The 22631-nt window shown below is 71.2% G+C and carries 16 protein-coding genes, 5 tRNA genes and 1 riboswitch; of the genes, 11 read left to right on the top strand and 10 right to left on the bottom strand.

Annotated features, from left to right (window positions below):
• The first annotated feature begins 52 nt into the window (after positions 1-52).
• The gene (locus ACWDRW_RS00055) at positions 53-1384 is read left to right on the top strand and encodes a PrsW family intramembrane metalloprotease (RefSeq protein WP_451717744.1); all 1332 of its coding nucleotides are present in this window, start codon (positions 53-55) and stop codon (positions 1382-1384) included.
• 74 nt (positions 1385-1458) lie between these two features.
• Here ACWDRW_RS00055 and ACWDRW_RS00060 read toward each other — a convergent pair whose 3' ends face one another.
• The 5 genes from ACWDRW_RS00060 to ACWDRW_RS00080 form a co-directional block, all read right to left on the bottom strand.
• Complete coding sequence (locus tag ACWDRW_RS00060) at positions 1459-2478, bottom strand: M23 family metallopeptidase (RefSeq protein ID WP_451717747.1); 1020 nt, start codon at positions 2476-2478, stop codon at positions 1459-1461.
• Positions 2479-2489: 11 nt separating this feature from the next.
• Positions 2490-2648, bottom strand: a riboswitch (cyclic di-AMP (ydaO/yuaA leader).
• 230 nt (positions 2649-2878) lie between these two features.
• A complete protein-coding gene (locus ACWDRW_RS00065; RefSeq protein WP_451717749.1) occupies positions 2879-3961 on the bottom strand; it encodes a PP2C family protein-serine/threonine phosphatase in 1083 nt (360 codons plus the stop codon).
• A 200-nt stretch (positions 3962-4161) separates the two neighbouring features.
• A tRNA-Met gene (locus ACWDRW_RS00070) sits at positions 4162-4235 on the bottom strand.
• 51 nt (positions 4236-4286) lie between these two features.
• Positions 4287-5498, bottom strand: coding sequence for an alginate lyase family protein (locus ACWDRW_RS00075; RefSeq protein ID WP_451717752.1), 1212 nt, complete (start codon positions 5496-5498; stop codon positions 4287-4289).
• A gap of 68 nt (positions 5499-5566) precedes the next feature.
• Positions 5567-6694 carry a dihydrofolate reductase family protein gene (locus tag ACWDRW_RS00080; RefSeq protein ID WP_451717755.1) on the bottom strand — a complete coding sequence of 376 codons (1128 nt, stop codon included), beginning with the start codon at positions 6692-6694 and terminating at the stop codon, positions 5567-5569.
• Positions 6695-6756: 62 nt separating this feature from the next.
• Here ACWDRW_RS00080 and ACWDRW_RS00085 point away from each other — a divergent pair, with 62 nt between their 5' ends.
• The 5 genes from ACWDRW_RS00085 to ACWDRW_RS00105 all read left to right on the top strand — a co-directional run bounded on the left by ACWDRW_RS00085 (position 6757) and on the right by ACWDRW_RS00105 (position 11169).
• Entirely contained in the window at positions 6757-7266 is a 510-nt protein-coding gene (locus ACWDRW_RS00085) for a MarR family winged helix-turn-helix transcriptional regulator (RefSeq protein WP_451717757.1), read from the top strand.
• Positions 7267-7392: 126 nt separating this feature from the next.
• Positions 7393-8028, top strand: coding sequence for a GTP cyclohydrolase II (locus tag ACWDRW_RS00090; protein ID WP_451717760.1), 636 nt, complete (start codon positions 7393-7395; stop codon positions 8026-8028).
• A 143-nt stretch (positions 8029-8171) separates the two neighbouring features.
• A complete protein-coding gene (locus ACWDRW_RS00095; RefSeq protein ID WP_451717763.1) occupies positions 8172-10328 on the top strand; it encodes a hypothetical protein in 2157 nt (718 codons plus the stop codon).
• A 33-nt stretch (positions 10329-10361) separates the two neighbouring features.
• Positions 10362-10736, top strand: a complete 375-nt coding sequence (locus tag ACWDRW_RS00100) for a hypothetical protein (protein ID WP_451717765.1) — start codon at positions 10362-10364, stop codon at positions 10734-10736.
• 145 nt (positions 10737-10881) lie between these two features.
• Entirely contained in the window at positions 10882-11169 is a 288-nt protein-coding gene (locus tag ACWDRW_RS00105) for a hypothetical protein (protein WP_451717768.1), read from the top strand.
• Positions 11170-11220: 51 nt separating this feature from the next.
• Here the strand turns inward: ACWDRW_RS00105 and ACWDRW_RS00110 are convergent.
• The 5 genes from ACWDRW_RS00110 to ACWDRW_RS00130 form a co-directional block, all read right to left on the bottom strand.
• Positions 11221-11296 (bottom strand) — tRNA-Lys (locus ACWDRW_RS00110).
• Between the two features lie 87 nt (positions 11297-11383).
• Positions 11384-12919: an amino acid permease gene (locus ACWDRW_RS00115; RefSeq protein WP_451717771.1), complete on the bottom strand. Its 1536-nt coding sequence runs from the start codon at positions 12917-12919 to the stop codon at positions 11384-11386.
• 108 nt (positions 12920-13027) lie between these two features.
• Positions 13028-15118: a DEAD/DEAH box helicase gene (locus ACWDRW_RS00120; protein ID WP_451717773.1), complete on the bottom strand. Its 2091-nt coding sequence runs from the start codon at positions 15116-15118 to the stop codon at positions 13028-13030.
• Between the two features lie 210 nt (positions 15119-15328).
• Entirely contained in the window at positions 15329-15874 is a 546-nt protein-coding gene (locus ACWDRW_RS00125) for a hypothetical protein (protein WP_451717776.1), read from the bottom strand.
• An 89-nt stretch (positions 15875-15963) separates the two neighbouring features.
• The gene (locus tag ACWDRW_RS00130) at positions 15964-16314 is read right to left on the bottom strand and encodes a metallopeptidase family protein (protein ID WP_009327618.1); all 351 of its coding nucleotides are present in this window, start codon (positions 16312-16314) and stop codon (positions 15964-15966) included.
• 84 nt (positions 16315-16398) lie between these two features.
• Between ACWDRW_RS00130 and ACWDRW_RS00135 the strand changes: the two genes are divergently transcribed.
• From ACWDRW_RS00135 to hrpA, 5 genes are all read left to right on the top strand, one after another.
• Positions 16399-17949 (top strand): metallophosphoesterase family protein, encoded by a 1551-nt coding sequence (locus ACWDRW_RS00135; protein ID WP_451717779.1) that lies wholly within the window; start codon positions 16399-16401, stop codon positions 17947-17949.
• 80 nt (positions 17950-18029) lie between these two features.
• A tRNA-Glu gene (locus tag ACWDRW_RS00140) sits at positions 18030-18102 on the top strand.
• 41 nt (positions 18103-18143) lie between these two features.
• Positions 18144-18218 (top strand) — tRNA-Asp (locus tag ACWDRW_RS00145).
• A 24-nt stretch (positions 18219-18242) separates the two neighbouring features.
• Positions 18243-18316 (top strand) — tRNA-Phe (locus tag ACWDRW_RS00150).
• A 308-nt stretch (positions 18317-18624) separates the two neighbouring features.
• Positions 18625-22569, top strand: a complete 3945-nt coding sequence (gene hrpA, locus ACWDRW_RS00155) for an ATP-dependent RNA helicase HrpA (protein ID WP_451717781.1) — start codon at positions 18625-18627, stop codon at positions 22567-22569.
• The last annotated feature ends 62 nt before the right edge of the window (positions 22570-22631 follow it).

Consider the following 22631-nt stretch of genomic DNA (forward strand, 5'->3'; position numbering starts at 1 on the left):
CCCACCGCTCTCCCTCTGCGGGCAGCGCCCCTCCCTCGTTAGGGTCAATGCCGTGGCCACCTGTCCCCCGTACCCGACGCCCCCCACCGGTCCGCCCGGCGGCGCACTGCGGCACGCGCACTGGTGGCAGCGGAAATGGGTGCGTTACGGCGCGCTGATCACCCTGCTCGCCCTCTCCGGTCTCGTCATCCTCGCCCTCGTGCGGGAACAGACCGGCACCCAGGGGTTCCTGGTCGGCCTCGGGCTCGCCGTCCTGCCGGTGCCGCTGCTCATAGCCGCCTTCCGCTGGCTGGACCGGGTCGAGCCGGGCCCCTGGCGGAATCTGCTCTTCGCCTTCGCCTGGGGCGCCTGCGCGGCCGCGCTCATAGCGATCGTCGCCAACAGCTTCGCGACCAGATGGATAGCCACGGCCACCGCGGACCCGTCCAGCGCGGACACCCTCGGGGCCACCGTCATAGCGCCGATCGTGGAGGAGTCCGCGAAGGCGGCCGCCGTCCTGCTCGTCTTCCTCTTCCGGCGGCGGGACTTCACCGGGCTCGTCGACGGGGTGGTGATAGCCGGGATCACCGCCACCGGCTTCGCGTTCACCGAGAACATCCTCTACCTGGGCACCGCCTTCGGCACCGACCAGCTCACCGGCGACAGCGGCATCGCCTCCGTCACCGCCGCGACCTTCTTCGTGCGCATCGTCATGTCCCCCTTCGCGCACCCCCTCTTCACCGTCCTCACCGGTATCGGCTTCGGTGTCGCCGCGCTCTCCGGCGACCGTCAGCGCTGGCGGCGCGTGCTGCTTCCGCTGTCCGGGCTGCTGCTCGCGATGGGCCTGCACGCGATGTGGAACGGCTCGTCGGTCTTCGGTCCGTACGGCTTCTTCGCGGTGTACGCGGCGATCATGGTGCCCGCGTTCGGGTTGCTGACCTGGCTGGTGATCTGGACTCGCCAGCGCGAATTGCGCACCGTGCGCGAGGAGCTGCCCGCCTACGCGGTCGCCGGCTGGCTCACCCCCGGCGAGCCCTTCGCGCTGAGCTCGATGCGGGCCCGGCGCCTGGCCCGTCAGTACGCCCGCCGTCACGCCGGAAAGCGGGCGGCGCGGGAGGTGGCGCACTACGAGGCGTACGCGACCTCCCTGGCGTTCCTGCGGCACCGGGGCCGCCGGGGCCGCGCGGGCGCCGACTTCGTCGTACGGGAAGCGGAGTTGCTGGGGGAACTGTGGCGGCGCCGGGAGATCGCGCGGCCCGCCCTGGACCACGCGGCCCGGGTCACCGCCCCGCCGGTGCCGGTGCTGCCGCCTCCGTGGCCGGTCCACGGGGTGTACGGAAACCCGGCGCAGCCGACCTACCAGGCCTATCCCGCGTACCCGGGGTACAACCCGTACCGCACGTAGACATGCGTAACCGGCAGCCCTGACGTCGGGGGGATGTGCCGTCAGGACCGCCGGGGATCACACGGGGGGCTGAATCAGGGGTTGAGGCCCTTGCTGCGCAGCCAGGCCAGCGGGTCGATGCCGGAGGTGGACCCCTCGGGGTGGACCTCCATGTGCAGGTGGGCGCCGGTCACGTTGCCGGTCGCGCCCACGCGCCCGATGACGTCACCGGTGTTGACCTTCTGGCCGACGCTGACGCTGATCGAGGACTGGTGCGCGTACCAGATCTCGGTGCCGTCCTCCAGGGTGAGCACGGTCTTGTAGCCGTAGGAGCCGTCCCAGCCCGCCGCCGTGATCGTGCCGGTGTGGACCGCCTTGAGGAGGGTACCTGTGGGAGCGGCGAAGTCGAGGCCGGTGTGGTAGCCGGAGGACCACAGCGACCCGGCCTGACCGAAGGTCGAGGTGAGGGTGTACGAGGACGTGGGCAGCGCGAACTGCTTGGCGAGCTGGGCCAGCCGCTCGGCCTCGGCCTTCTCGCGGGCCTCCTCCTCCGCCTTCTCCTTGGCGGCCTGGGCCTTGGCCTCGGCCTCCTTCTCCGCCTTCGCGGCGGCTTCCGCGGCGGCCTTCTCGGCGGCAGCGGCGGCGGCCTCGGCGGCCTTGGTGTCGACCTGGTCCTGCTGCTGCTCGGCCTGGGCCATGATGCGGGCGCGCAGCGCCTCGCCGGCGTCGGCGGCCTGCTCGGTCCCGGTGGTGGTGACCCCGATGTTGCTGAGCGGGGTGGTGTCGGCCTCGGGAGCCTCGTCCGCGGAGTCGTTGATCAGCGGCAGGTCGGGCATGGTGATCGCGACCGGCGGCTTGCCGGACTGCGCGCTGGCCATGCCGCCCGCGCCGACGGCGGCTATGACGCCGACGCCGAGAACCGTGGAGCTGCGGGCGAGTCCGCCGCGCTGCTTGGCGACGCGGTGCCGGCCGCGTACCGGGCGAATGGACTCCGCGGTGGGGTTCCACTCCTCCCAAGGGCCCTCGTCGGTGCGGTGGCTGCCGTAGCCGAAAGCCTCGGTGTCACGCTGGCTCGGCACGAACGGGGCCTCAGGGCCAGGCCGGTTTGACGCCACGTGGGCGTGCTCCTTTCCTTCCTTCTCGCCTACCGGGTTAGCTGACGGGTTCGGAGCAGGAAGGTCTCCTACGCGCGTATATCCGCCGTTTCATGTCCGGCGAAATACGAGCGATTCACCCCAAGTTGGTGGTTCCCCGGTTCCCTTACGGGATTCGGCGCGTGCGCACGGAGCCGACTCTTGTGACGGCTGGGACGACCGCGCTGCGTTATCGAACGTTAATAGACCCGGGGCGCTGATTCCAAGCTGTTCCTCTTGATCATTAACGATTCCGGCCTGGACTTTCGGGTCACCAGGGGGCCAAATCGGGCGAGTTGGCCACGCTTCAGGTGTCACAGTAGTGCTGACGGTGTGTCAGTTGTTATGCGGAGGGCGTCTGTCCGGTCACCCCCGGTGACGGTCAGGGCCGTCGCACGGCGAGCAGCGCCATGTCGTCCGCCATCCCTCCCCCGCTGTGCCGGCGCACCTCCTCGGCGAGGGTCCGGATCAGCGTGCCGGGATCGGCGAAGGTGCGGCCGGCCAGCCGCAGCTCGGGGTCGTAGAAGGCGCCGTGCGCGTCCCGGGCCTCGGACAGTCCGTCGGTGTGCAGCAGCAGGGTGGTGCCGGGCGGGAAGGGGACCTCGTCGGCTGTGGCCGGCCAGTTGCCCAGCTCGCTCATGCCCAGGGGCAGCGCGGGCTCCCGGGCGGGCAGCGGGCGCACGGTGCCGTCGGGGTACAGCAGCAGCGGTGGCGGATGACCGCGGTTGACGACCCGTACGCCCCCGTCGCCGTGCGGGAGTTCGGCGAGTACGGCGGTGGTGAACCCCTCGACGGCGTCGATCCCGTCGCGCCGGGAGCCCTCCCGGTTCAGCGCCCGCTCCAGCCGCTGCGCGACCGCCTCCAGGGTCGGCTCCTGCTCGGCGGCCTCGCGGAACGCCCCGATGACGACGGCGACGGCCGCGACCGCCCCCATCCCCTTGCCGCGCACGTCACCGACGACGAGCCGGACGCCATAGGTGCTGTCCTGCACCGCGTACAGATCGCCGCCGATGAACGCGTCGGCCTGCGCCGCCTCGTAGCGGGCGGCGATCTCGTACCCGCCGAGCCGCTCCATGGGCAGGGGCAGGACGGCGCGCTGGGTGGCCTCGGCGATCTCGCGCTGCGAGGCGAGCCGCAGATGGCCCTGGCGCACGACGAGATTGAGCCCGGTGGCCAGGACGGCGACCGTGACGACGGTGAGCACCTCGGTGACCGTGTCCGCGTCGAGGCCGAAGCCGAAGCGGACATGGACGCCGTAGGTGGCTATCAGGGCCCCGATCCCGGTGACGACGGTGCCGAGGAGACTGAAGAACGGCGCGGCGACCAGCGGCGCGGCGGTGAAGAAGGGGACCGGGGTGTAGCCGCGGGGAGTGACGAAGTCGTACAGGACTCCGCCCGCGATGAGCAGCGCCGGGAGCAGCCGGACGAAAGTGCGTGCGGGCGGGACGCGCCGTGCGTTCGCCACCCCTGAGATCCGCACCGCCGCCTCCCACCACGTCCGCCGTCCCTCCAGGTTTCCCGGAGCGGGGGCGGGGGGCGATCGGGGTGGGCCGAGTGGATGAGACCGGGAACACACACGGAACGGACCGCGAACGGCCATGACACCCACGCGGAAACGACTGAGGGCCGGAACTCGTTGAACGAGTTCCGGCCCTCGGCCTTCAGTAGCGGGGACAGGATTTGAACCTGCGACCTCTGGGTTATGAGCCCAGCGAGCTACCGAGCTGCTCCACCCCGCGTCGGTGAAACCAGTGTACGTCATCCGCGGGACACGAAGCACACACGTTTGTTCACGCGGCGGGGTTCCCGGCGTGGGTCAGGGTCTCCCAGGCCACGAAGAGGTTGTCGGTACCGGCCGGGCGGGTCTTCTCGGCGAGCCTGCGGGCGGCCGGGACGGAGCCGCCGCGCCGGTCCTCCAGATGGTTGAGGGCGACCTCGAGATCGGGCCCGAGGGTCCGCTCGACCTCGCCCCCGCACAGCCACCCCGGCGCCGGCTCCCCCAGCTGGTGGCGGGCGTGCAGTGCCATCGCGGCCGTCAGCCGGTCCTCGGCCTCTCCGTACAGATCGACGCCCTGGTGCCAGGCGGTCTCGGCGATGTGGGCGGTGGCGGCGAGGGAGCGGCCGACATGCGCGAAGTCGCGGCAGGTCTCCTGGGTGAGGCCCGTCCGGTACGTCGTCTGGTCGAACCAGTACGACGCCAGCCGCTGCGGGGTGTTCATGCCGGACCCGGCCGGGGTGAGCGGGAGGCGGCCGTCCTTCTCCAGGTAGAAGTAGGCGGGTACGCGGTCGCGGTAGCGGGCGAGGGCGTGGTCGAAGGTCGCGTGGTCGTCGAGGAAGACGGCGATGGAGATGGCGGCGTCGGTGGTGACGAGGTCCCGGTCGCCGTTGACGTCCGGGACCTTCTGGGTGACCTGGGGCAGGTGGGCGGTGCGCAGCATGCGCTCGAAGCGGGCCACGCGGTCCGGCGGCCAGCCCGACCCGGGGCTGTACCGGACGATCTCGGCGGCCCGGGCCCATGTGGATCCGGTCCACCCCGCCTGCAGCCCGGCGTCCTCCCCGGTGTGCCGCTTCAGCGTCGCCGACCAGGCGTCCATGATCTCCCTGGCCTTGAGGGCGTGCCTCGGCTTGCCGGTGACGGTGAACAACAGGGCCTGCGTGTAGGCGGCGATGGCGTCCTGCCGCTCCTGAGCACATCCCCGGCCGGCCTTCTTCCCGGCGGGACAGTGCACGTCGGCGCGCGGCCGGGCCCGGTACCTGTACGCCCCGTACTTGCTGTCCCGCATCCCCAGGTACGCCTTCAGCCACGGCTGCTTCCCGGCGGTGACGTTCTGTCGTACGGCGGCCAGCTGGGCCGCGCTGACGAGCACGCCGGGGTGGGTGAACCCGGCGTCGGGAGGCAGCGCCCTGGCCTTGCCGCGCTCACCGGCCCCGGCCGCACCGCAGGCGCTGACGAGGAGGGCGACGAGCACAAGCGCGGCGGTACGCCTTCGAACTGACCTCATGTGGGCAGCGTGGCCCAGCCGGGGGTGGGGCGCAGTCCGTGTTGGGCCAACCTGCGTAGCCGCCGGGGTCAGGCCGGCAGATGTCGGTTCGGTGCCATCGCCCGGCCCTCGTGCTCCGGCAGCACCACCACGTCCGCCCCGGCCGCAGCCAGCAGCCCGGTCCCGTCCGCGTCCGTCACGAAGGTGTCGGGCTCCCGCCAGGCCGTGACCACCCTGCGCACCCCCGCCGCCAGGATCAGCCGCGCACAGGGCACCGGACGGGAGGCCCGCCGGGCGCACGGCTCCAGGCTGCTGTAGACGGTGGCGGACGGCAGCCGCGGATCCGCCGGGTCGATCTTCGCCAGCGCCGCCTCCTCCGCGTGGACCACCGGGTCGTCCCCCTCCCGGGAGTGCCCGCGCGCGAGTTCCGTGCCGTCGGCGGCCACCACCACCGCCCCCACGCTGAACGCGGTCCGCGACGGCGGGCACAGCTGCGCCAGTTCGCAGGCGAGCCGCAGCCAGTGGTGGTCGGCGGCGGTCGCCCGCGTGCCCTGGCCGGGTGCCGTGGGCTCGTAGCGCATCAGCACCACGTCCTCGATACGACGGGACTCCACGAGGCGCAGCCGGCCGGACTGGTATCCGCCGGGCCCGAAGAGGCGGGGCGCGGACGCGTCGCCCACGAACAGCGGCGCCACGACCAGCTGCAGTTCGTCCGCCAGGCCCTCCTGGAGGAGCTGGGTGTGGATCCGGCCGCCGCCCTCGACCATCAGCCGCCGTACGCCCCGGGCATACAGGTCCTCGAGCAGTCGGGGCCAGTCCAGGTCCGCGCCCAGGGCGACCACGTCCGCCGCGAGCGCGGCCGCGCGGGCCCGCTCGGCGCCCTTCTCCGTCGTATAGACGACCTTGGCGCCGCCCGTGTGCCAGAACCTCGCCGCCGGATCCAGCTCGCCGCTCCCGCTGACCGCCACCTTCAGCGGGTACTCGGGCCGCCCCGCGGCGACCCGCGCCGCGCGCCGCTGCGGGGAGTTGACCAGCAACCGCGGGTTGTCGGCCCGGATCGTGCCCGCGCCGATCAGGATCGCGTCGACGGAGGCCCGTACCTCGTCGACGCGGTCGAAGTCGGCGGGGCTGGAGAGCAGCAGCCGCTCGGGGCCGGTGTCGTCCAGGTAGCCGTCGAGGGAGACGGCGGCCGAGAGGAGGACGTAAGGCAGAGGCATCGGCGCTCCTACGGAGACCTCGGGGGCTTGGTTCAAGTTTGAAGCAAACCTACACTGGCCGTATGACGACCCGCTGGCTCACCCCCGAGGAGCAGCGCGCCTGGCGCGCGTACATCGGCGCCACCCATCTCCTGGAGGACGCCCTCGACCGGCAGCTCCAGCATGACGCCGGCATGCCGCATCTGTACTACTCGATCCTCGCCAACCTCTCCGAGTCACCGGAGCGCCGGCTGCGGATGACCGATCTCGCCCGGACGCTGAAGATCACCCGGAGCAGACTGACGTACGCCGTCACCCGGCTGGAGAAGGACGGGCTCGTCGCGCGCGAGGGGTGTCCGCAGGACAAGCGGGGAAGTGTCGCCGCGCTGACCGACGAGGGGATGACCGTGCTGGAGCGGACCGCTCCCGGCCATGTCGCCACCGTCCGGGCCGCCCTCTTCGATCACCTCACCCCGGAGCAGGTCGGCCAGCTGGAGGAGATCTTCGGCGGTGTGACCCGGGCGCTTCAGGGCGGGGAGTCGACGGACATGCCCTGGCTGCGCCGCTCGGGCGGCTGCGGCGGGGGCGACTGAGCCGTCGCCCCGGCGCGATCCGGGTCACAATCCAGTTGCTTCAAACTTCAAGCATGAGTTAGGGTCCCGTCTCGAGGAGCTGCTTCAAATCTGAAGCAGCAAGCCCTCCGACGACCGGAGACCCGCATGTCCGACCTGCCCGCCGCCACCCCGCGCTCCCGCGTCCGCGTACCGCTGCGCTTCCACGACGGCTACGGCGTCGACGCCGACCTCGTCACCTTCCACGGCCTCACGGACGGCCAGGAACACGTGGCCGTCGTCCTCGGCGACCCCGGACCCGTCCCGCTCGTCCGGCTCCACTCCGAGTGCCTCACCGGCGATGTCCTCGGCTCGGCCCGCTGCGACTGCGGCCCCCAGCTGCGCGAGGCGGTCGAGCGCATCGCGGAGCGCGGCGGCGTGCTGCTCTACCTCCGCCAGGAGGGCCGCGGCATCGGCCTCTACAACAAGCTCGACGCGTACGCCCTCCAGGACCAGGGCCTCGACACCTACGCCGCCAACGCCGCCCTCGGCCTGCCCGAGGACGCCCGCGACTACACGGCCGCCGCCCAGATGCTGAGCGCCCTCGGCATCGACGAGCTCGACCTGCTCTCCAACAACCCGGACAAGGCGGCCCAGTTGCGCGAGCTCGGCATCGACGTCCGCGACCGTGTCCCCACCGGCGTCTTCACCACCCCGCACAACGTCCGCTATCTGCGCGCCAAGGTCCTCCAGACCCAACACACGCTGCCGCTCGGCGAGTTGACGGAGCGCACGGCGGGCTGAAGCCACCCCCGAAATGGCTCCCGGAGTGCTGGTGCGCAGCCGTTCGACTCCGTACAGTGCTGCGGCCGGGCTGTGACTGGGGGGTTGCCGTGGGGCGGTTATTACGTGCGGGGCGAAGATCCGCCCTGGTATGCGGAGGCCTGGTGCTGCTCGGCAGCCCGTGGTTGCGCGATCCACTGAACGAGTTCCAGCCGGACACCCCCCTGGGGAGCCTGGTCCACCGCTCGCTGTACGTCCCCATGTGGGATCTGTCGCCCAGTTCCGAGGGGTTCGCCGAGCCCCTCTATCTCGCGGGCGACACCGCCCTGATCGTCCTGCTCGCCGGCGCCCTGCTGGCGCCCCGGCTGCTCACCCGGAGCCCGGCCTCCCGGGGTCTGCGGTGGCTGGCCGCCTTCGGCGCGGGCCTGCTCCTCTCGCTCCTCGCGGCGGTGGCGTCCTGGGCCGTCGTGAAGGCCGACGGCGAGGAGTCCTTGCTGTTCTTCGGCTCGCCCACGAACGCGGTCATCGTCAACTTCCTCGTGGACGGCCTCGTCTTCGGCGTGCTGCTGGGCCTGGCCCTGGCACTCGTGTACGGCGGGACCGGTACCCGCGCAGCCATGTCCCGTATCCGCGAACGGAGCAGCACCATGGCACCCTCCGCCCCTCGGACCCCCGGTGGTGTCGTGGGCTCCGCCGCCCCGGCCGACACCACCCGCCACCTGTGCGCGGCCGCCTACACCGACCCCGAGTTCAGCCGCAGGGTCGTCGAGGACGTCCTGCGCGACGAACTCGGCGCGGTAGCCCCCTCGCCCGGCGTCGACCTGGTGCCGGTCGTCCGGCACAGCCTGGCGGCCCGGCGGCTGCACCGGGACCGCGACCAGCGGCTCGCCGCGCTCAACGTGCTGATCGCCCTGTTCGGCCCGCTGTGGCTGATCTACGGCCACTTCGCCTTCAAGGCGCTGGCCGCCGCCTCCAGGGCCCCGGGACGGGCGGTGCGCGGACGGGAACCGGTGGACTCGGCGGCGGCCGTACGCCGGCTCGTGGCCACGCTCGTCGCCCTGCTGCTCGCCGGGTTCCTGCTCGGCCTGTTCCTGTCCGCGCTGCCGCTGCCTGGCTGGCTGAGCTGGCTGTGCGGCGCGTACGCGATGGGCATCCCGCCGCTGCTGGCGGTGATCGGCGGCGGGACATGGGGCTTCTGGATCATGGCCCGCGGGGAGCTGGACGTGGACCGGCGGCTGCGGGAGAACCTGCGGCGCGAGACCTTCGACCCCGCGGCGGCTCCCAAGCCCGGCGAGGCGTGGGCGAAGGCGGGGGTGCGGGCCGTGGCCGAGGCGCAGTCCGGCAACGTGACCGTCTACAGCGGCTTCTCCCCCTTCGTCGGCCAGGGCGTCCACAACTCCCAGTGGGCCCTGTCGCTGCCGCTGCTCCCCGCGCAACCCGGCGGCCCGCTCACCGCCTTCGACACCTGGGCGGTGGTGGAGCGACTGCGGATCCGGCTGCGGGAGGCCGCCACCCGGCCCCCGCTGGACGGCGGCCCGAGCCTCGCGACGCTGGAGGTGGAGGACCGGGTCTTCGTCAGCGGCACCCGGATCGCGGGCGACGCGCGCCTGCTGCCCGCCTTCCTGAAGGCCCCCGCGACCCGGCTCTCCGACCCCGTCGTACGCGAGATCGCGCTGGACCCGCAGGGCACGCCCCGGCACTGTCTGGCCGCCCATCTGCCGCTGTGGGGCGGGGCGGTGGTGCCCAGTCAGCTGCTGCACATCGCGGTCGTGGGCCGCACCCTGCACCTGCACTGCGACCGCCACGTCCTCACCCCGCTCCGCCCCGATCTGCGCCGGGTCGACCTGCTGCCCTCGCGTCTCACCCCCGCGCACCGGGCGGGCCTGCTGCTGTCGGCGCTGCGCGACAGCGGCACCGCCCTGTTCGGGGCGCCCCGGGCCGTGCTCGGCGACGCCCTGCGCGAGTGGCGCGCGCCGCGCCGCAGACGCCGGGAGCAGGCGGCCGCGCAGACGGACCCCGCCTTCGACCGCGGGGCCCGGATGAGCATCCGCGAGCACGCCATGAGCGCCGAGTACCTCGACCACTTCCAACGCGTCGACGCCGAGCGGGCGTTCGCCGCCCTGGACCGGCACGCCCTGGCCGCCGTAAGGGACTTCCTGGACGAGCACGGGGTGGACACCACCGACTTCCGCACCCAGACGCAGACGATCCTCAACCACGGTGTGCTCCAGACCGGCGGGGTCAGCGTCGTGGGCAACCAGGCCGTCGGGCAGGGCGCCCAGGCCACCGCCAGGACGGCCACGGCCGCGGCCCCGCAATAGCCACGGCCACGGCCCCGCACCAAGGAGGACGAGATGACCCAGCAGCCCCCCGAGAGCGCGAACTTCGGCGTGCAGCAGTTCGGCGGCCAGAGTCAGGTGGCCAACCAGGCCGTGGGCCCGGGCGCCCGGGCGATCGCGGGCCAGGTCTCCTTCCAGTCGCTCACCGCGGACCAGCGAACCCAGATCCACCACCAGCTGTCCCAGGTGGAACGCCTTCTGGACGAGCACCTCCCCGACCAGGAACCGCCCCGGGCGGAACTCCGCCGGCTGCGGGAGGAACTGGCCGACAGCGCCCCCGAACCCGGGGTCGTCCGCCGGGCCCTGGACCGGCTGGCGGCCATCGCCGAACCGGTGGCCCCGCTGGCGGCGGCGGTGGCGGCCCTCGCCCAGGCGATCCCCTCTTTCTGAGTCGACCCGGTTCGGTCCCGGCGGCCGTGCGCCCGCCTGTGCCCCGGCTCTGCCTCAGCCGTGTCACAGCATGGACACGACACCCCCACGCGCCCTCGGAGTCCCGCATGATGCACCCTCAGCGATCAAGAACCCTGGGGGGACCATGAAGACCCGCACAGCCGTCGTAGCCGCACTCATCGCCCTCGGCGGCCTCACCGCCTGCGGCAGCGGCGACGACAGCGCCGACCCGGCCGCCTGCAAGGAGGCGCTGGTCAAGCAGATGGAGAGCGGCAAGGAGGGCGAGCGCCCCGGCTCCTGCGAGGGCCTCAGCGACAAGGAGATCGAGAAGATCGCCCGCGAGGTCGTCGGCGAACAGGTCGGGGACTCCCTCGAGGACCTCGAAGCAAGCCTCGACGACTCCCTGGAGGACCTGGAGACGGCGGCACCCTGACCCACCGACGCCACGAGCCCCGGCCCGGAAGAGATCCGGACCGGGGCTCGGTGGTAGGCCCTGTGGGACTCGAACCCACAACCAATGGATTAAAAGTCCACTGCTCTGCCAATTGAGCTAAGGGCCCAGGCGATGTTGCCCCCACGAGCATAGCCGGACGCGGCCCTGTCTCCGATCGGGTATCGGCACACGGCCGCGTCCGGTGGGTGAAGGGTTACGGATCGACCGGTTCGGGGGAGCCGGCGCGCGCCGCCTCGCGGGCCTTCGTACGTTCGTGATCGGCGTTCAGGAACCAGTGCCGCGCCGACACCAGCCACCAGGTCGCGGCGAAGCCGAGGACCACCAGGACGGCGACCGGGGCGTAGTTGAAGGTCTCGGCGGTGACCGGGGAGACCTGCGGCAGCATGAACAGCACCGTGATGACCCCGACCCACGCCACCGCCACGACTCCGATCACCCTCGACCAGCGCCCCAGGTGCCAGGGCCCCCGCTCGAAGGCCTCGCCCTTGCGCAGCCGCAGCAGGGTCGGGATGACGTAGGCGATGTAGAGGCCGATCACCGCGATCGAGGTCACCGCGGCGTAGGCCGTGACATTGATCAGATACGGCAGCCCCAGCACCAGAGCGCCCAGCGCGGCCAGCCACACCGCCGCCACGGGCGTCCGCGTGCGCGGGCTCACCGTGTGCCAGACGTGCGAGAACGGCAGGGCGCCGTCGCGCGAGAAGGCGTAGATCATGCGGCTGTTGGCGGTCACCGAGGCCATCCCGCAGAACAACTGCGCCCCGATCACCACCAGGAGCAGCAGCTTGCCCGCGGTGGCGCCCAGCGCGTCGAGCAGGATCTGGGCGGGCGGCGCGCCGGTCGGGGAGGTGAGGGCTCCCTCGTACGACTGGATCGCGAAGGTGAAGCCCAGCAGCAGCACGAACCCCGCGATCCACGACGTCCAGATGGACTGGACGATCCCCTTCGGGCCGGCCGTCGAGGCGTCGTGGGTCTCCTCCGTCATGTGCGCGGAGGCGTCGTACCCGGTGAAGGTGTACTGGGCCATGAGCAGGCCGATCAGGACGACGTACAGGCTGCTTCCCCAGCCTGTGTTGTTGACGAACTCGCCGAAGACGAAGGACGCGGACCGGTGCTCGTCCGGTACGAAGGTCAGGGCGCCGACGATGACCGCGACCCCCAGCACGTGCCACCACACGCTGACGCTGTTCAGCAGCGCGACGATCCGCACGCCGAAGGTGTTCAGCAGACCGTGCAGGACCAGGATCGCGGCGAAGAGCAGGATCGTCCGGCCGGGCGTCACCTCGAAGCCGAACTCCAGGTTCAGATACGCGCCCAGGAAGGACGCGGCGCCGAAGTCGATGCCCGCGGTCACCGCGACCTGCCCCAGCACGTTGAACCAGCCCGTGAACCAGGCCCAGGCCGCCTCGGTCCGGGGCGGCGCCAGCCGGTGGGCCCAGAAGTACAGGCCCGCGGAGGTCGGATAGGCCGAGCAGATCTCGGCCATCGCGAGCCCCACGAACAGCGTCATCAGCCCCACGGCCACCCAGCCCCAGGTGATCACCGCGGGCCCGCCGGTGTTCATGCCGAACAGATACAGCGTCAGACAGCCCGACAGCACCGAGATGATCGTGAAGGAGACCGCGTAGTTGGAGAACGCCGACATCCGCCGGGCCAGCACCTGCGTATAGCCGAGCTGGGCCAACCGCTCTTCGTCACTGGGCCCGCTCGCTCTGGCGTCATCTGTCATGTACCCAGCGATTCCCTTCGCCGGGCTGTGACATGCGTCACGGTTGGCTAAAAAACAGAGGCCCGCACGACCGAAATCGTGCGGGCCTCAAGGGTTCAGAGCTCAGGCTCAGCCGTTGCGCTTCCAGCGCGGCTTGTCCTCGCGGCGGCCGAAGGAGCCGCCGCCGCGGTGGTCGTCACGGCGGCCGTAGGGGCGCTCGTGGCCGCCGGAGCGGAAGCCGGGGCGGTCGCCCTGGCGGTCGCGGTTGAACGGACGGTCGCTGCCGCGGTGGCCACCGCGGTCGTCACGACGGTCGTCCCGGCGGAAGCCACCGCGGTCGTTGTCCCGGCGGAAGCCACCACGGTCGTTGTCCCGGCGCTCGAAGGAACGCTCACCGCGGTCGTCCCGGCGGAAGCCGCCACGGTCGCCGTCACGACGCTCGAAGGAACGGCCACCACGGTCGTTGTCCCGGCGGAACCCACCACGGTCGTTGTCGCGACGCTCGAAGGAACGCTCACCGCGGTCGTCCCGGCGGAAACCGCCACGGTCGCCGTCACGACGCTCGAAGGAACGGCCACCACGGTCGTCCCGGCGGAAACCGCCACGGTCGCCGTCACGACGCTCGAAGGAACGGCCACCACGGTCGTTGTCCCGACGGAACCCACCACGGTCCCCGTCCCGGCGCTCACGACGCTCGTACGACGACGCGGACTCGGCACGCTCGGCCTTCTCGACGTCCCGCGCCTCCGGCTGCTCCGGTACGGCGATCTCGGCCGCGGCCTCGGCCACCGCCGCCTGCGCCTCGGCCACCGCGGCCTCCGGGTCCTCGCCACGCTCGCGGGCGACCCGGGCGACCAGTCGGTCGGCCTCCTCGCGCAGCTCGGTCGCGCGCCGCTGCGCCCGCTCCAGCTGCTTGGTGAGGTGGGAGACCTCGCGCTCGGCCTGCTGCGCGGCGTTGCCCGCGGACTCGGCCTGCACCTCGGTCATCGAACGGGCGCCGGTGATCTCGGCGACCTCCGGGTCGAAGGCGGCACCGCCCTGGATGATGTGGCGCGAGGCGTCGACGCCCGCGTCCTCCATCAGCCGGAAGATCTGGCGGCGCTGGTGCGGCAGGGACAGCGAGACGACGGTGCCGCTGCGGCCGGCCCGGGCGGTACGGCCCGAGCGGTGCAGGTAGTCCTTGTGGTCACCGGCCGGGTCCACGTTCAGGACGAGGTCGATGCCGTCGACGTGGATACCGCGGGCGGCGACGTCAGTGGCGACCAGGACGTTGACGTAACCGTCCTTGAAGTCGGCCAGCGTCCGGGTCCGCGCGCCCTGGGTCATACCGCCGTGCAGCGCGTCGGCCTTCACGCCGGAGTCGCGCAGCTGCTCGGCGACACGGTCGGCGCCGAGCTGGGTGCGGACGAAGATGATGGTGCGGCCCTTGCGGGAGGCGATCGCGGCCGTGACCGGCGCCTTGTCCTTGGGCTTCACGATCAGGATGTGGTGCGACATGGTCGTGACGGCGCCCTGGGCGGCGTCGACCTCGTGCGAGACCGGGTCGTTCAGGTACCGGTCGACGAGGGTCTTGATCTCGTTCTCCATCGTCGCGGAGAACAGCATCCGCTGACCGCCCGCCGGAACCTGGTCCAGCAGCTCGGTGACCTCGGGCAGGAAGCCCAGGTCGGACATCTGGTCGGCCTCGTCGAGGACGGCGACCTGGACGTCCTCCAGGGAGCAGGCGCCGCGGTTGATGATGTCGCGCAGGCGGCCCGGGGTGGCCACCAGCACGTCGACACCGCGCTCGAGGGCGTAGATCTGGTTGCCCATGGACGTACCGCCGCAGACGACCTTCATCTTCAGGCCGAGCTGGTCGCCGTAGGGCTGGAGCGCGTCCGCGACCTGCATCGCGAGCTCACGGGTCGGGGTGAGGATGACCGCGCGCGGGCGGTGCTTCTCGGTACGACCGCCCGAGAGGCGGGCGAGGGTCGGCAGACCGAAGGAGAGGGTCTTGCCGGAGCCGGTGCGACCGCGGCCCAGGATGTCCTTGCCGGCCAGGGCGTCCGGGATGGTCGCGGCCTGGATCGGGAAGGGGGTCGTGACACCGTTCTGCGCGAGCTTGCGCACGACGGTCTCGGGGAGGCCGAGGTCCGCGAAGGTGACCTCGGGGGTGCTGGTCTCGTCGTTGGTCTCGTCGTTCTCGGACACGACGACGTGATCAGTACTGGAAATGGACATGCGTATGCGAAACCTTCCGGAGTCTCGTCGGCACGCGCCCGTCAACTCCGTGATTTCGCAATAAGACCGCCTCGATGCGGTCAGCCACGGCAAGGGAGAGTACGCGCCACACGGCGCGCTCTGCGTTGGCGCCGGGCAAATGGGATCAAACGATCTACCACCATACGCACCCTGCCCCGGTGAAGGCAAACCGGATCGGTTAGACGTAGGTCACACCGGAGCCCCCGCCTCCGGCGCCGGCTCCCGCTGGAACATCTGCGGCTCCGCCTCCCCATGGGCCGAGGAGGACGGTTCGGCGACCGTCGGCTCGGGCGTGACCGTGGGCTCGGGCGGGGTCGGGGTGGGAGTGGGGTCCGCAGGGCGGGTCGGGGTCGGCGGGACCTTCGTCGGCTCGGGCTGCTCCCCCGGCTTCTCGGTCTTCCCCGGCTTCCCGGGCGCCGCGGGGCCGTCGCTGGGCCGGGCAGACTCGGAGGCCGACGGGGACGCCGACTCCCCGTCCTTCTTCCTGCCGCCCTTCCGGTCCTTCTTCTTGGCGCCCTTCCCGCGCTTGCCGTCCGCCGCCGCGGCCCCGTACCCCGAGCCGCCGCCGGACACCGCCGATCCCCCGTCCGGCGGCTCCCCGCCGTGCCGCCCGGCGGAGTGCGACGGCTTCGCGCCCCCGTCGGGACCGTCGTCCCCCACGCTCATACAACCGGCTGCTGCGGCGGCGGCCATGACCGTGGCGGCCAGACGGACGGGTACGGGCAAGGGGCGCACGGGCAGCCACCTCCGGTGGAGGGTGAAGGAGTCAACCTGCCCAACTCCCGCCGCCCACAAGAGGACACGCGACCTGTATCAGCCGGGGCTCACCCGTACCCGAGTGCGTGCAGCCGCGCGTCGTCGATCCCGAAGTGATGCGCGATCTCGTGCACCACCGTCACCTCGGTCTCCGCGACGACGTCCTCCCGCGACTCGCACATCCGCAGCGTCGGCCCCCGGTAGATCGTGATCCGGTCCGGCAGGACACCCGCGTACCACTCGCCCCGATCCGTCAGTGGCGTCCCCTCGTACAGCCCGAGCAGCTCGGGATCGTCGGCGGGCGGCTCGTCCTCGACGAACACCGCCACGTTGTCCATGAGCCGCGTCAGCTCCGGCGGGATCCGGTCGAGCGCCTCGGCGACCAGTTCCTCGAACTCCTCGCGCGTCATCTCCAGCACAGGCCCATTGTCCGGCACGCAACGGCCGGACGAGAGCCGCCCGCACCCGGCATATCCGCCCGCGCACTTGGGCATACGGGACCAATGGCCCGCGTCCCCTCCGCAGTCCTGACCGTCAACCACCGGATACGAAGGGCCCCGCGCGCCCTGGCCCGCCACTACCGCGCCCGCCAGGCGCCCTGCACGATCCAGCTCGTCCCGCAGCCGCACCCGTGGAGCCGCGCCCTCGGCCTGATCACCGTCGTCCTGCTCGGCGCCTGGCTCGGCCTGCTGATCGTGGGCAACGTGCGCGTGTCCGTCGGCCCCATGAACACCACCATGACCCTGCGCCCGTCGGTCAGCGGCGGCACGAAGATCAACGTCTCCCCGCTCGGGGCGCTCGAGCTGGACAGCCATGTCGCGCCGGTCCGCCTCGACGTGAACGTCGACCAGCTGGACCCCGAGCGCGCCCAGGCCCTCGTCGACCATCCCGAGCGCCTCTCCGGCCTCCAGGAGGAGGTCGCCCGGGACGTCGCCGACGGCACCCTCGACCTCGCCGTACGCTCCTGCGTCGCCGTCGTCGCCGGGGCGACGGCACTCGGTCTCGCCGTCTACCGGCGCCCCCGGCGCGCGCTGGGGGCGGGCGGCCTGGCGCTGACCCTGCTGGCGGCCTCCGGCGGCACCGCCGCGGCGACCTGGAACCCGAACTCCGTCCTGGAACCGAAGTTCTCCGGCCTGCTGTCCTCCGCGCCCTCCCTGGTCGGCGACGCGCGCAGCATCGTCACCGAATTCGACGTCTACCAGAAGGAGTTGGCGCGGCTGGTGACGAACGTGACGAAGCTCTACGACGCCACGTCCACGCTGCCGGTCTACCAGCCCGACCCGACGACGATCCGGGTCCTGCACGTCTCGGACATCCACCTCAACCCGGCGAGCTGGAAGATCATCGCCTCGCTGGTGGAGCAGTACCAGGTCGATGTGATCGTCGACTCCGGCGACACGATGGATCACGGTACGGCGGCGGAGAACGCCTTCCTGGACCCGATCGAGGACCTGGGGGCGCCGTACGTGTGGGTGCGGGGCAACCACGACTCGATGATCACCCAGCGGTACCTGGAGGACCTCGACAACGTGCACGTCCTGGACGAGGGCCGGTCCCGGACCGTGGCCGGCCTGCGCTTCGCCGGGATCGGCGATCCGCAGTTCACCCCCGACCGCACGAACAAGATCGGCGCCGAGGCCTCCCAGGAGCTGGCCGGCGCCCGCCTCGCCTCGGCCCTGCGCGACCAGCGGGCGGCGGGATCCCCGGTGGACGTGGCGATCGCTCATGAGCCGTCGGCGGCGCGCGAGGTCGACGGCGAGGTGCCGCTGGTCCTGGCGGGCCATCTGCACCACGACGAGATGGAGGTCCTGGAGCGGGGGACGCGCCTGCGCACGGAGGGGTCGACGGGCGGGAGCGGCCTGCGGGCGATCGAGGGCAAGTACCCGGACCCGATCGAGACGTCGATCCTGTACTTCGACCGCGACAGTCGCCGTCTCCAGGCCTGGGACGAGATCGAGCTGGGTGGTCTGGGTCTGACGACGGCCGAGGTCAGCCGCCACATCCCGGAGGAGAACCAACCGGGCGGAAGCAGCCCCCCGTCTCCCTCCCCGTAAACCGTTTTGGCGATCCCTCCCGCCATCCCATATGCTTCTCACGTCCCCGACGCGCTGAGAAGCGCCCAGGCGGGCCGATAGCCCTCATCGTCTAGCGGCCTAGGACGCCGCCCTTTCAAGGCGGTAGCACGGGTTCGAATCCCGTTGGGGGCACGCAAAACCGTGTGCGACACTAGTGGTCGCCCACAAAGCTTGGTCCTGTGGAGCAGTTTGGAGTGCTCGCCACCCTGTCAAGGTGGAGGCCGCGGGTTCAAATCCCGTCAGGACCGCTGAAGCTTCCTCGGAAGCTTCGTGGCTGGGTAGCTCAGTTGGTACGAGCGATCGCCTGAAAAGCGATAGGTCGCCGGTTCGACCCCGGCCCCAGCCACAACCCAAAGGCCCCGACCACCCAGTCGGGGCCTTTACCCTTTCCCTCCCGCTCCCATCCCGCCACCCGGCCAGGGTGGACGCCGCCGCGGCGCAGCCGCAATCAGGCACAGCAAACCCCGTCAGAACCGCTGAAGCTTCCCCGGAAGCTTCGTGGCTGGGTAGCTCAGTCGGTACGAGCGATCGCCTGAAAAGCCCGCTGCGTGTGCCCCTCTCGGGGACCCCTCCGTGCCCGTCTCCGGGCTGGTGCGGCGCCGCGGGCAAAAGCGTTCGCCAGGTTTTTGGCCGGGATGAGATCCTGGGTCGCGTATGTCTACGCACTCTGCCCCCGCCCTCGGCGCCCTCGCCTCCCGTCTGACCGAGTTGTCGTTGCGCGACGCGCACCGGCTCGGGCGGCGGCTCGAGGGCGCGCGCAAGATCCGTAAGCCGGAGGCCCGCGCCGCCGTACTCGGCGAGATCGACGCCGAGGTCGCCAGGGCCGAGGAGCGGATGGGGGAGCGGCGCGGCCGGGTGCCGGCCGTCAGCTACCCCGAGCAGCTGCCCGTCAGCCAGAAGAAGGACGACATCGCGGCCGCCATCCGCGATCACCAGGTCGTCATCGTCGCCGGTGAGACCGGGTCCGGCAAGACGACCCAGATCCCGAAGATCTGCCTCGAGCTCGGCCGCGGTGTGCGCGGCATGATCGGCCACACCCAGCCCCGCCGGATCGCCGCCCGCACCGTCGCCGAGCGGGTCGCGGACGAGATGAACACCCCCCTCGGCGAGGCCGTGGGCTGGAAGGTCCGGTTCACCGACCAGGTGAACCCGGACGCCACCTTCATCAAACTGATGACCGACGGCATCCTGCTCGCCGAGATCCAGACCGACCGCGAGCTGCGCGCCTACGACACGATCATCATCGACGAGGCCCACGAGCGGTCCCTCAACATCGACTTCCTGCTCGGCTATCTGGCGCAGTTGCTGCCCAAGCGGCCCGACCTCAAGGTCGTCATCACCTCCGCCACCATCGACCCCGAGCGGTTCTCCCGGCACTTCGGTGACGCCCCGATCATCGAGGTCAGCGGCCGTACGTACCCCGTCGAGGTGCGCTACCGCCCGCTCCTCGAAGAGGATTCCGACGACGCCGACCGCGACCAGATCACCGCCATCTGCGACGCCGTGGAGGAACTGCAGGCCGAGGGCAAGGGCGACATCCTCGTCTTCCTCTCCGGCGAGCGGGAGATCCGGGACACCGCCGACGCGCTGGAGAAGAAGCGGTACCGCTTCACCGAGGTGCTGCCTCTCTACGCCCGCCTCTCCCACGCCGAGCAGCACCGCGTCTTCCAGCCCCACACCGGCCGCAGGATCGTTCTGGCGACCAACGTCGCCGAGACCTCGCTGACCGTTCCCGGGATCAAGTACGTCATCGACCCCGGTTTCGCCCGGATCAGCCGGTACAGCCACCGCACCAAGGTGCAGCGGCTCCCCATCGAGGCGATCTCGCAGGCCAGCGCCAACCAGCGCAAGGGCCGCTGCGGCCGTACGAGCGACGGTGTCTGCATCCGGCTGTACTCCGAGGACGACTTCCTCGCCCGGCCCGAGTTCACCGACGCCGAGATCCTGCGCACCAACCTCGCCTCCGTCATCCTCCAGATGACCGCGGCCGGCCTCGGCGACATCGAGAAGTTCCCCTTCATCGACCCGCCGGACCACCGCAACATCCGCGACGGCGTCCAACTCCTCCAGGAACTGGGCGCGCTGGACCCCACCCAGAAGGACGTACGCAAACGGCTCACCGACACCGGCCGCAAGCTCGCCCAGTTGCCCGTCGACCCCCGCCTCGCCCGGATGGTCCTGGAGGCCGACCGGAACGGCTGTGTCCGCGAGGTCATGGTCATAGCCGCCGCGCTCTCCATCCAGGACCCGCGCGAGCGCCCCGCCGACAAGCAGGCCCAGGCCGACCAGCAGCACGCCCGGTTCAAGGACGAGACCAGCGACTTCCTCGCCTACCTCAACCTCTGGCGCTATGTCCGCGAGCAGCAGAAGGAGCGCGGATCCAGCTCCTTCCGCCGGATGTGCAAGCAGGAGTACCTGAACTTCCTGCGCATCCGTGAGTGGCAGGACATCTACACCCAGCTCCGGACCGTCGCCAAGCAGATGGGCATCCACCTCAACGAGGAGGACGCCCCCGCGGACCGCATCCATGTCTCCCTCCTCGCCGGCCTGCTCTCCCACATCGGGATGAAGGACGTCAAGGACGGCAACAAGAACGAGTACCTCGGCGCCCGCAACGCCAAGTTCGCGATCTTCCCGGGCTCCTCCCTCTTCAAGAAGACCCCGCGCTTCGTGATGTCCGCCGAGCTGGTGGAGACCTCCCGGCTCTGGGCCCGCGTCAACGCGAAGATCGAGCCCGAGTGGGTCGAGCCGCTGGCCGGGCACCTCATCAAGCGCACGTACTCCGAACCGCACTGGGAGAAGGACCAGGCCGCGGTGATGGCGTACGAGAAGGTCACGCTGTACGGCGTCCCGATCGTCGCCCAGCGGAAGGTCAACTACGGCCGGATCGACCCGGAGGTCAGCCGCGAGCTGTTCATCCGCAACGCCCTCGTCGAGGGCGACTGGCGCACACACCACAAGTTCTTCGCCGACAACCGCAAGCTGCTGAGCGAGGTCGAGGAGCTCGAACACCGCGCGCGGCGCCGGGACATCGTCGTGGACGACGACACGCTCTTCGACTTCTACGACCAGCGGGTGCCCGAACACGTCGTCTCCGGCGCCCACTTCGACTCCTGGTGGAAGCGCAAGCGGCAGGAGCAGCCGGAGTTCCTGGACTTCGAGCGGGAGATGCTCATCCGGGAGTCGGCGGAGGCGGTCACCAAGGCCGACTATCCCGACTCCTGGCGGCAGGGGCAGCTGAAGTTCCGGGTGACCTACCAGTTCGAGCCGGGCGCGGACGCGGACGGTGTGACGGTCCACGTGCCGCTGCAGGTGCTCAACCAGGTCACGGACGAGGGCTTCGACTGGCAGATCCCGGGGCTCCGGGAGGAAGTGGTCACCGAGCTGATCCGTTCCCTGCCCAAGCCGATCCGCCGGAACTACGTGCCGGCGCCGAACTTCGCGCAGCGGTTCCTCGACACGGCCGTCCCGCTCCAGGAGCCGCTGACGGTCACCATGGCCCGCGAGCTCAAGCGGATGGTCGGCGTGCCCTTCGAGGCCGAGGACTTCGACTGGACGAAGGTCCCGGACCATCTGCGGATCACCTTCCGGATCGTCGACGAGCGGCGCCGCAAGCTGGCCGAGGACAAGGATCTGGAGGCGCTGAAGCTCCGCCTGAAGCCGAAGGCGCGCCAGGCGCTGTCCCAGGCCGCCGCGGCCACCGCGTCCCGGGAGGGCGGCGAGTCCCTGGAGCGCAAGGGCCTGACGGACTGGTCGATCGGCACGCTGACGCGGGTCTTCGAGACGCGGCGGGCGGGTCAGCCGGTGAAGGCGTACCCGGCGCTGGTGGACGACGGCGACACGGTCTCCGTACGCCTCTTCGACACGGAGGCGGAGCAGGCGGAGGCGATGTGGAAGGGCACCCGCCGCCTGATCCTGCGGAACATCCCGGTCAATCCCGCGAAGTTCGCGTCCGAGAAGCTGACGAACGCCCAGAAGCTGGCGTTGTCGGCGAACCCGCACGGTTCGATCCAGGCGCTGTTCGACGACTGCGCGATGGCGGCGGCGGACAAGCTGATCGGCGACTTCGGCGGGCCGGCGTGGGACGAGGAGTCGTACCGGAAGCTCTACGACAAGGTGCGCGCGGAGATCGTCGACACCACCGTGCGCACGGTCGGGCAGGTGCAGCAGGTGCTGGCCGCCTGGCAGGCCTGTGAGCGCCGGTTGAAGGCCGTACAGAGCCCGGCGCTGCTGGCGAACCTGACGGACGTCCGCAAGCAGCTCAACGCGCTGGTGAAGCCCGGCTTCATCACGGGCGCGGGCATTCGGCGGCTGCCGGACCTGATGCGGTACCTGGTGGCGGCGGACCGCCGGCTGCAGCAGATGCCGACGAACGTCCAGCGAGACACGACCCGTATGGAGAAGGTCCACGAGATGCAGGACGAGTACGCCTGGCTGCTGGAGCAGATGCCGCAGGGCCGTCCGGTCCCGCAGCAGGTTCTCGACGTCCGCTGGATGATCGAGGAGCTCCGGGTCAGCTATTTCGCGCACGCGCTCGGCACCGCGTACCCCATCTCGGACAAGCGGATCGTGAAGACGATCGACACGCTGGCACCGTGACGGAGCCCGCACGGAGGGTGAGTTCGACCAGGACACCCACCCTCCTGTACAGTCCTTCTCGC

This window comes from Streptomyces sp. NPDC003635 (assembly GCF_053587635.1).

Excerpts from the sequence above, each read along its gene's own strand:
- ACWDRW_RS00075 (WP_451717752.1), bottom strand. The coding sequence starts at position 5,498 with ATGAGGTCAGTTCGAAGGCGTACCGCCGCGCTTGTGCTCGTCGCCCTC.
- ACWDRW_RS00080 (WP_451717755.1), bottom strand. The coding sequence starts at position 6,694 with ATGCCTCTGCCTTACGTCCTCCTCTCGGCCGCCGTCTCCCTCGACGGC.
- ACWDRW_RS00085 (WP_451717757.1), top strand. The coding sequence starts at position 6,757 with ATGACGACCCGCTGGCTCACCCCCGAGGAGCAGCGCGCCTGGCGCGCG.
- ACWDRW_RS00090 (WP_451717760.1), top strand. The coding sequence starts at position 7,393 with ATGTCCGACCTGCCCGCCGCCACCCCGCGCTCCCGCGTCCGCGTACCG.
- ACWDRW_RS00100 (WP_451717765.1), top strand. The coding sequence starts at position 10,362 with ATGACCCAGCAGCCCCCCGAGAGCGCGAACTTCGGCGTGCAGCAGTTC.
- ACWDRW_RS00105 (WP_451717768.1), top strand. The coding sequence starts at position 10,882 with ATGAAGACCCGCACAGCCGTCGTAGCCGCACTCATCGCCCTCGGCGGC.
- ACWDRW_RS00115 (WP_451717771.1), bottom strand. The coding sequence starts at position 12,919 with ATGACAGATGACGCCAGAGCGAGCGGGCCCAGTGACGAAGAGCGGTTG.
- ACWDRW_RS00120 (WP_451717773.1), bottom strand. The coding sequence starts at position 15,118 with ATGTCCATTTCCAGTACTGATCACGTCGTCGTGTCCGAGAACGACGAG.
- ACWDRW_RS00135 (WP_451717779.1), top strand. The coding sequence starts at position 16,399 with ATGGCCCGCGTCCCCTCCGCAGTCCTGACCGTCAACCACCGGATACGA.
- hrpA (WP_451717781.1), top strand. The coding sequence starts at position 18,625 with ATGTCTACGCACTCTGCCCCCGCCCTCGGCGCCCTCGCCTCCCGTCTG.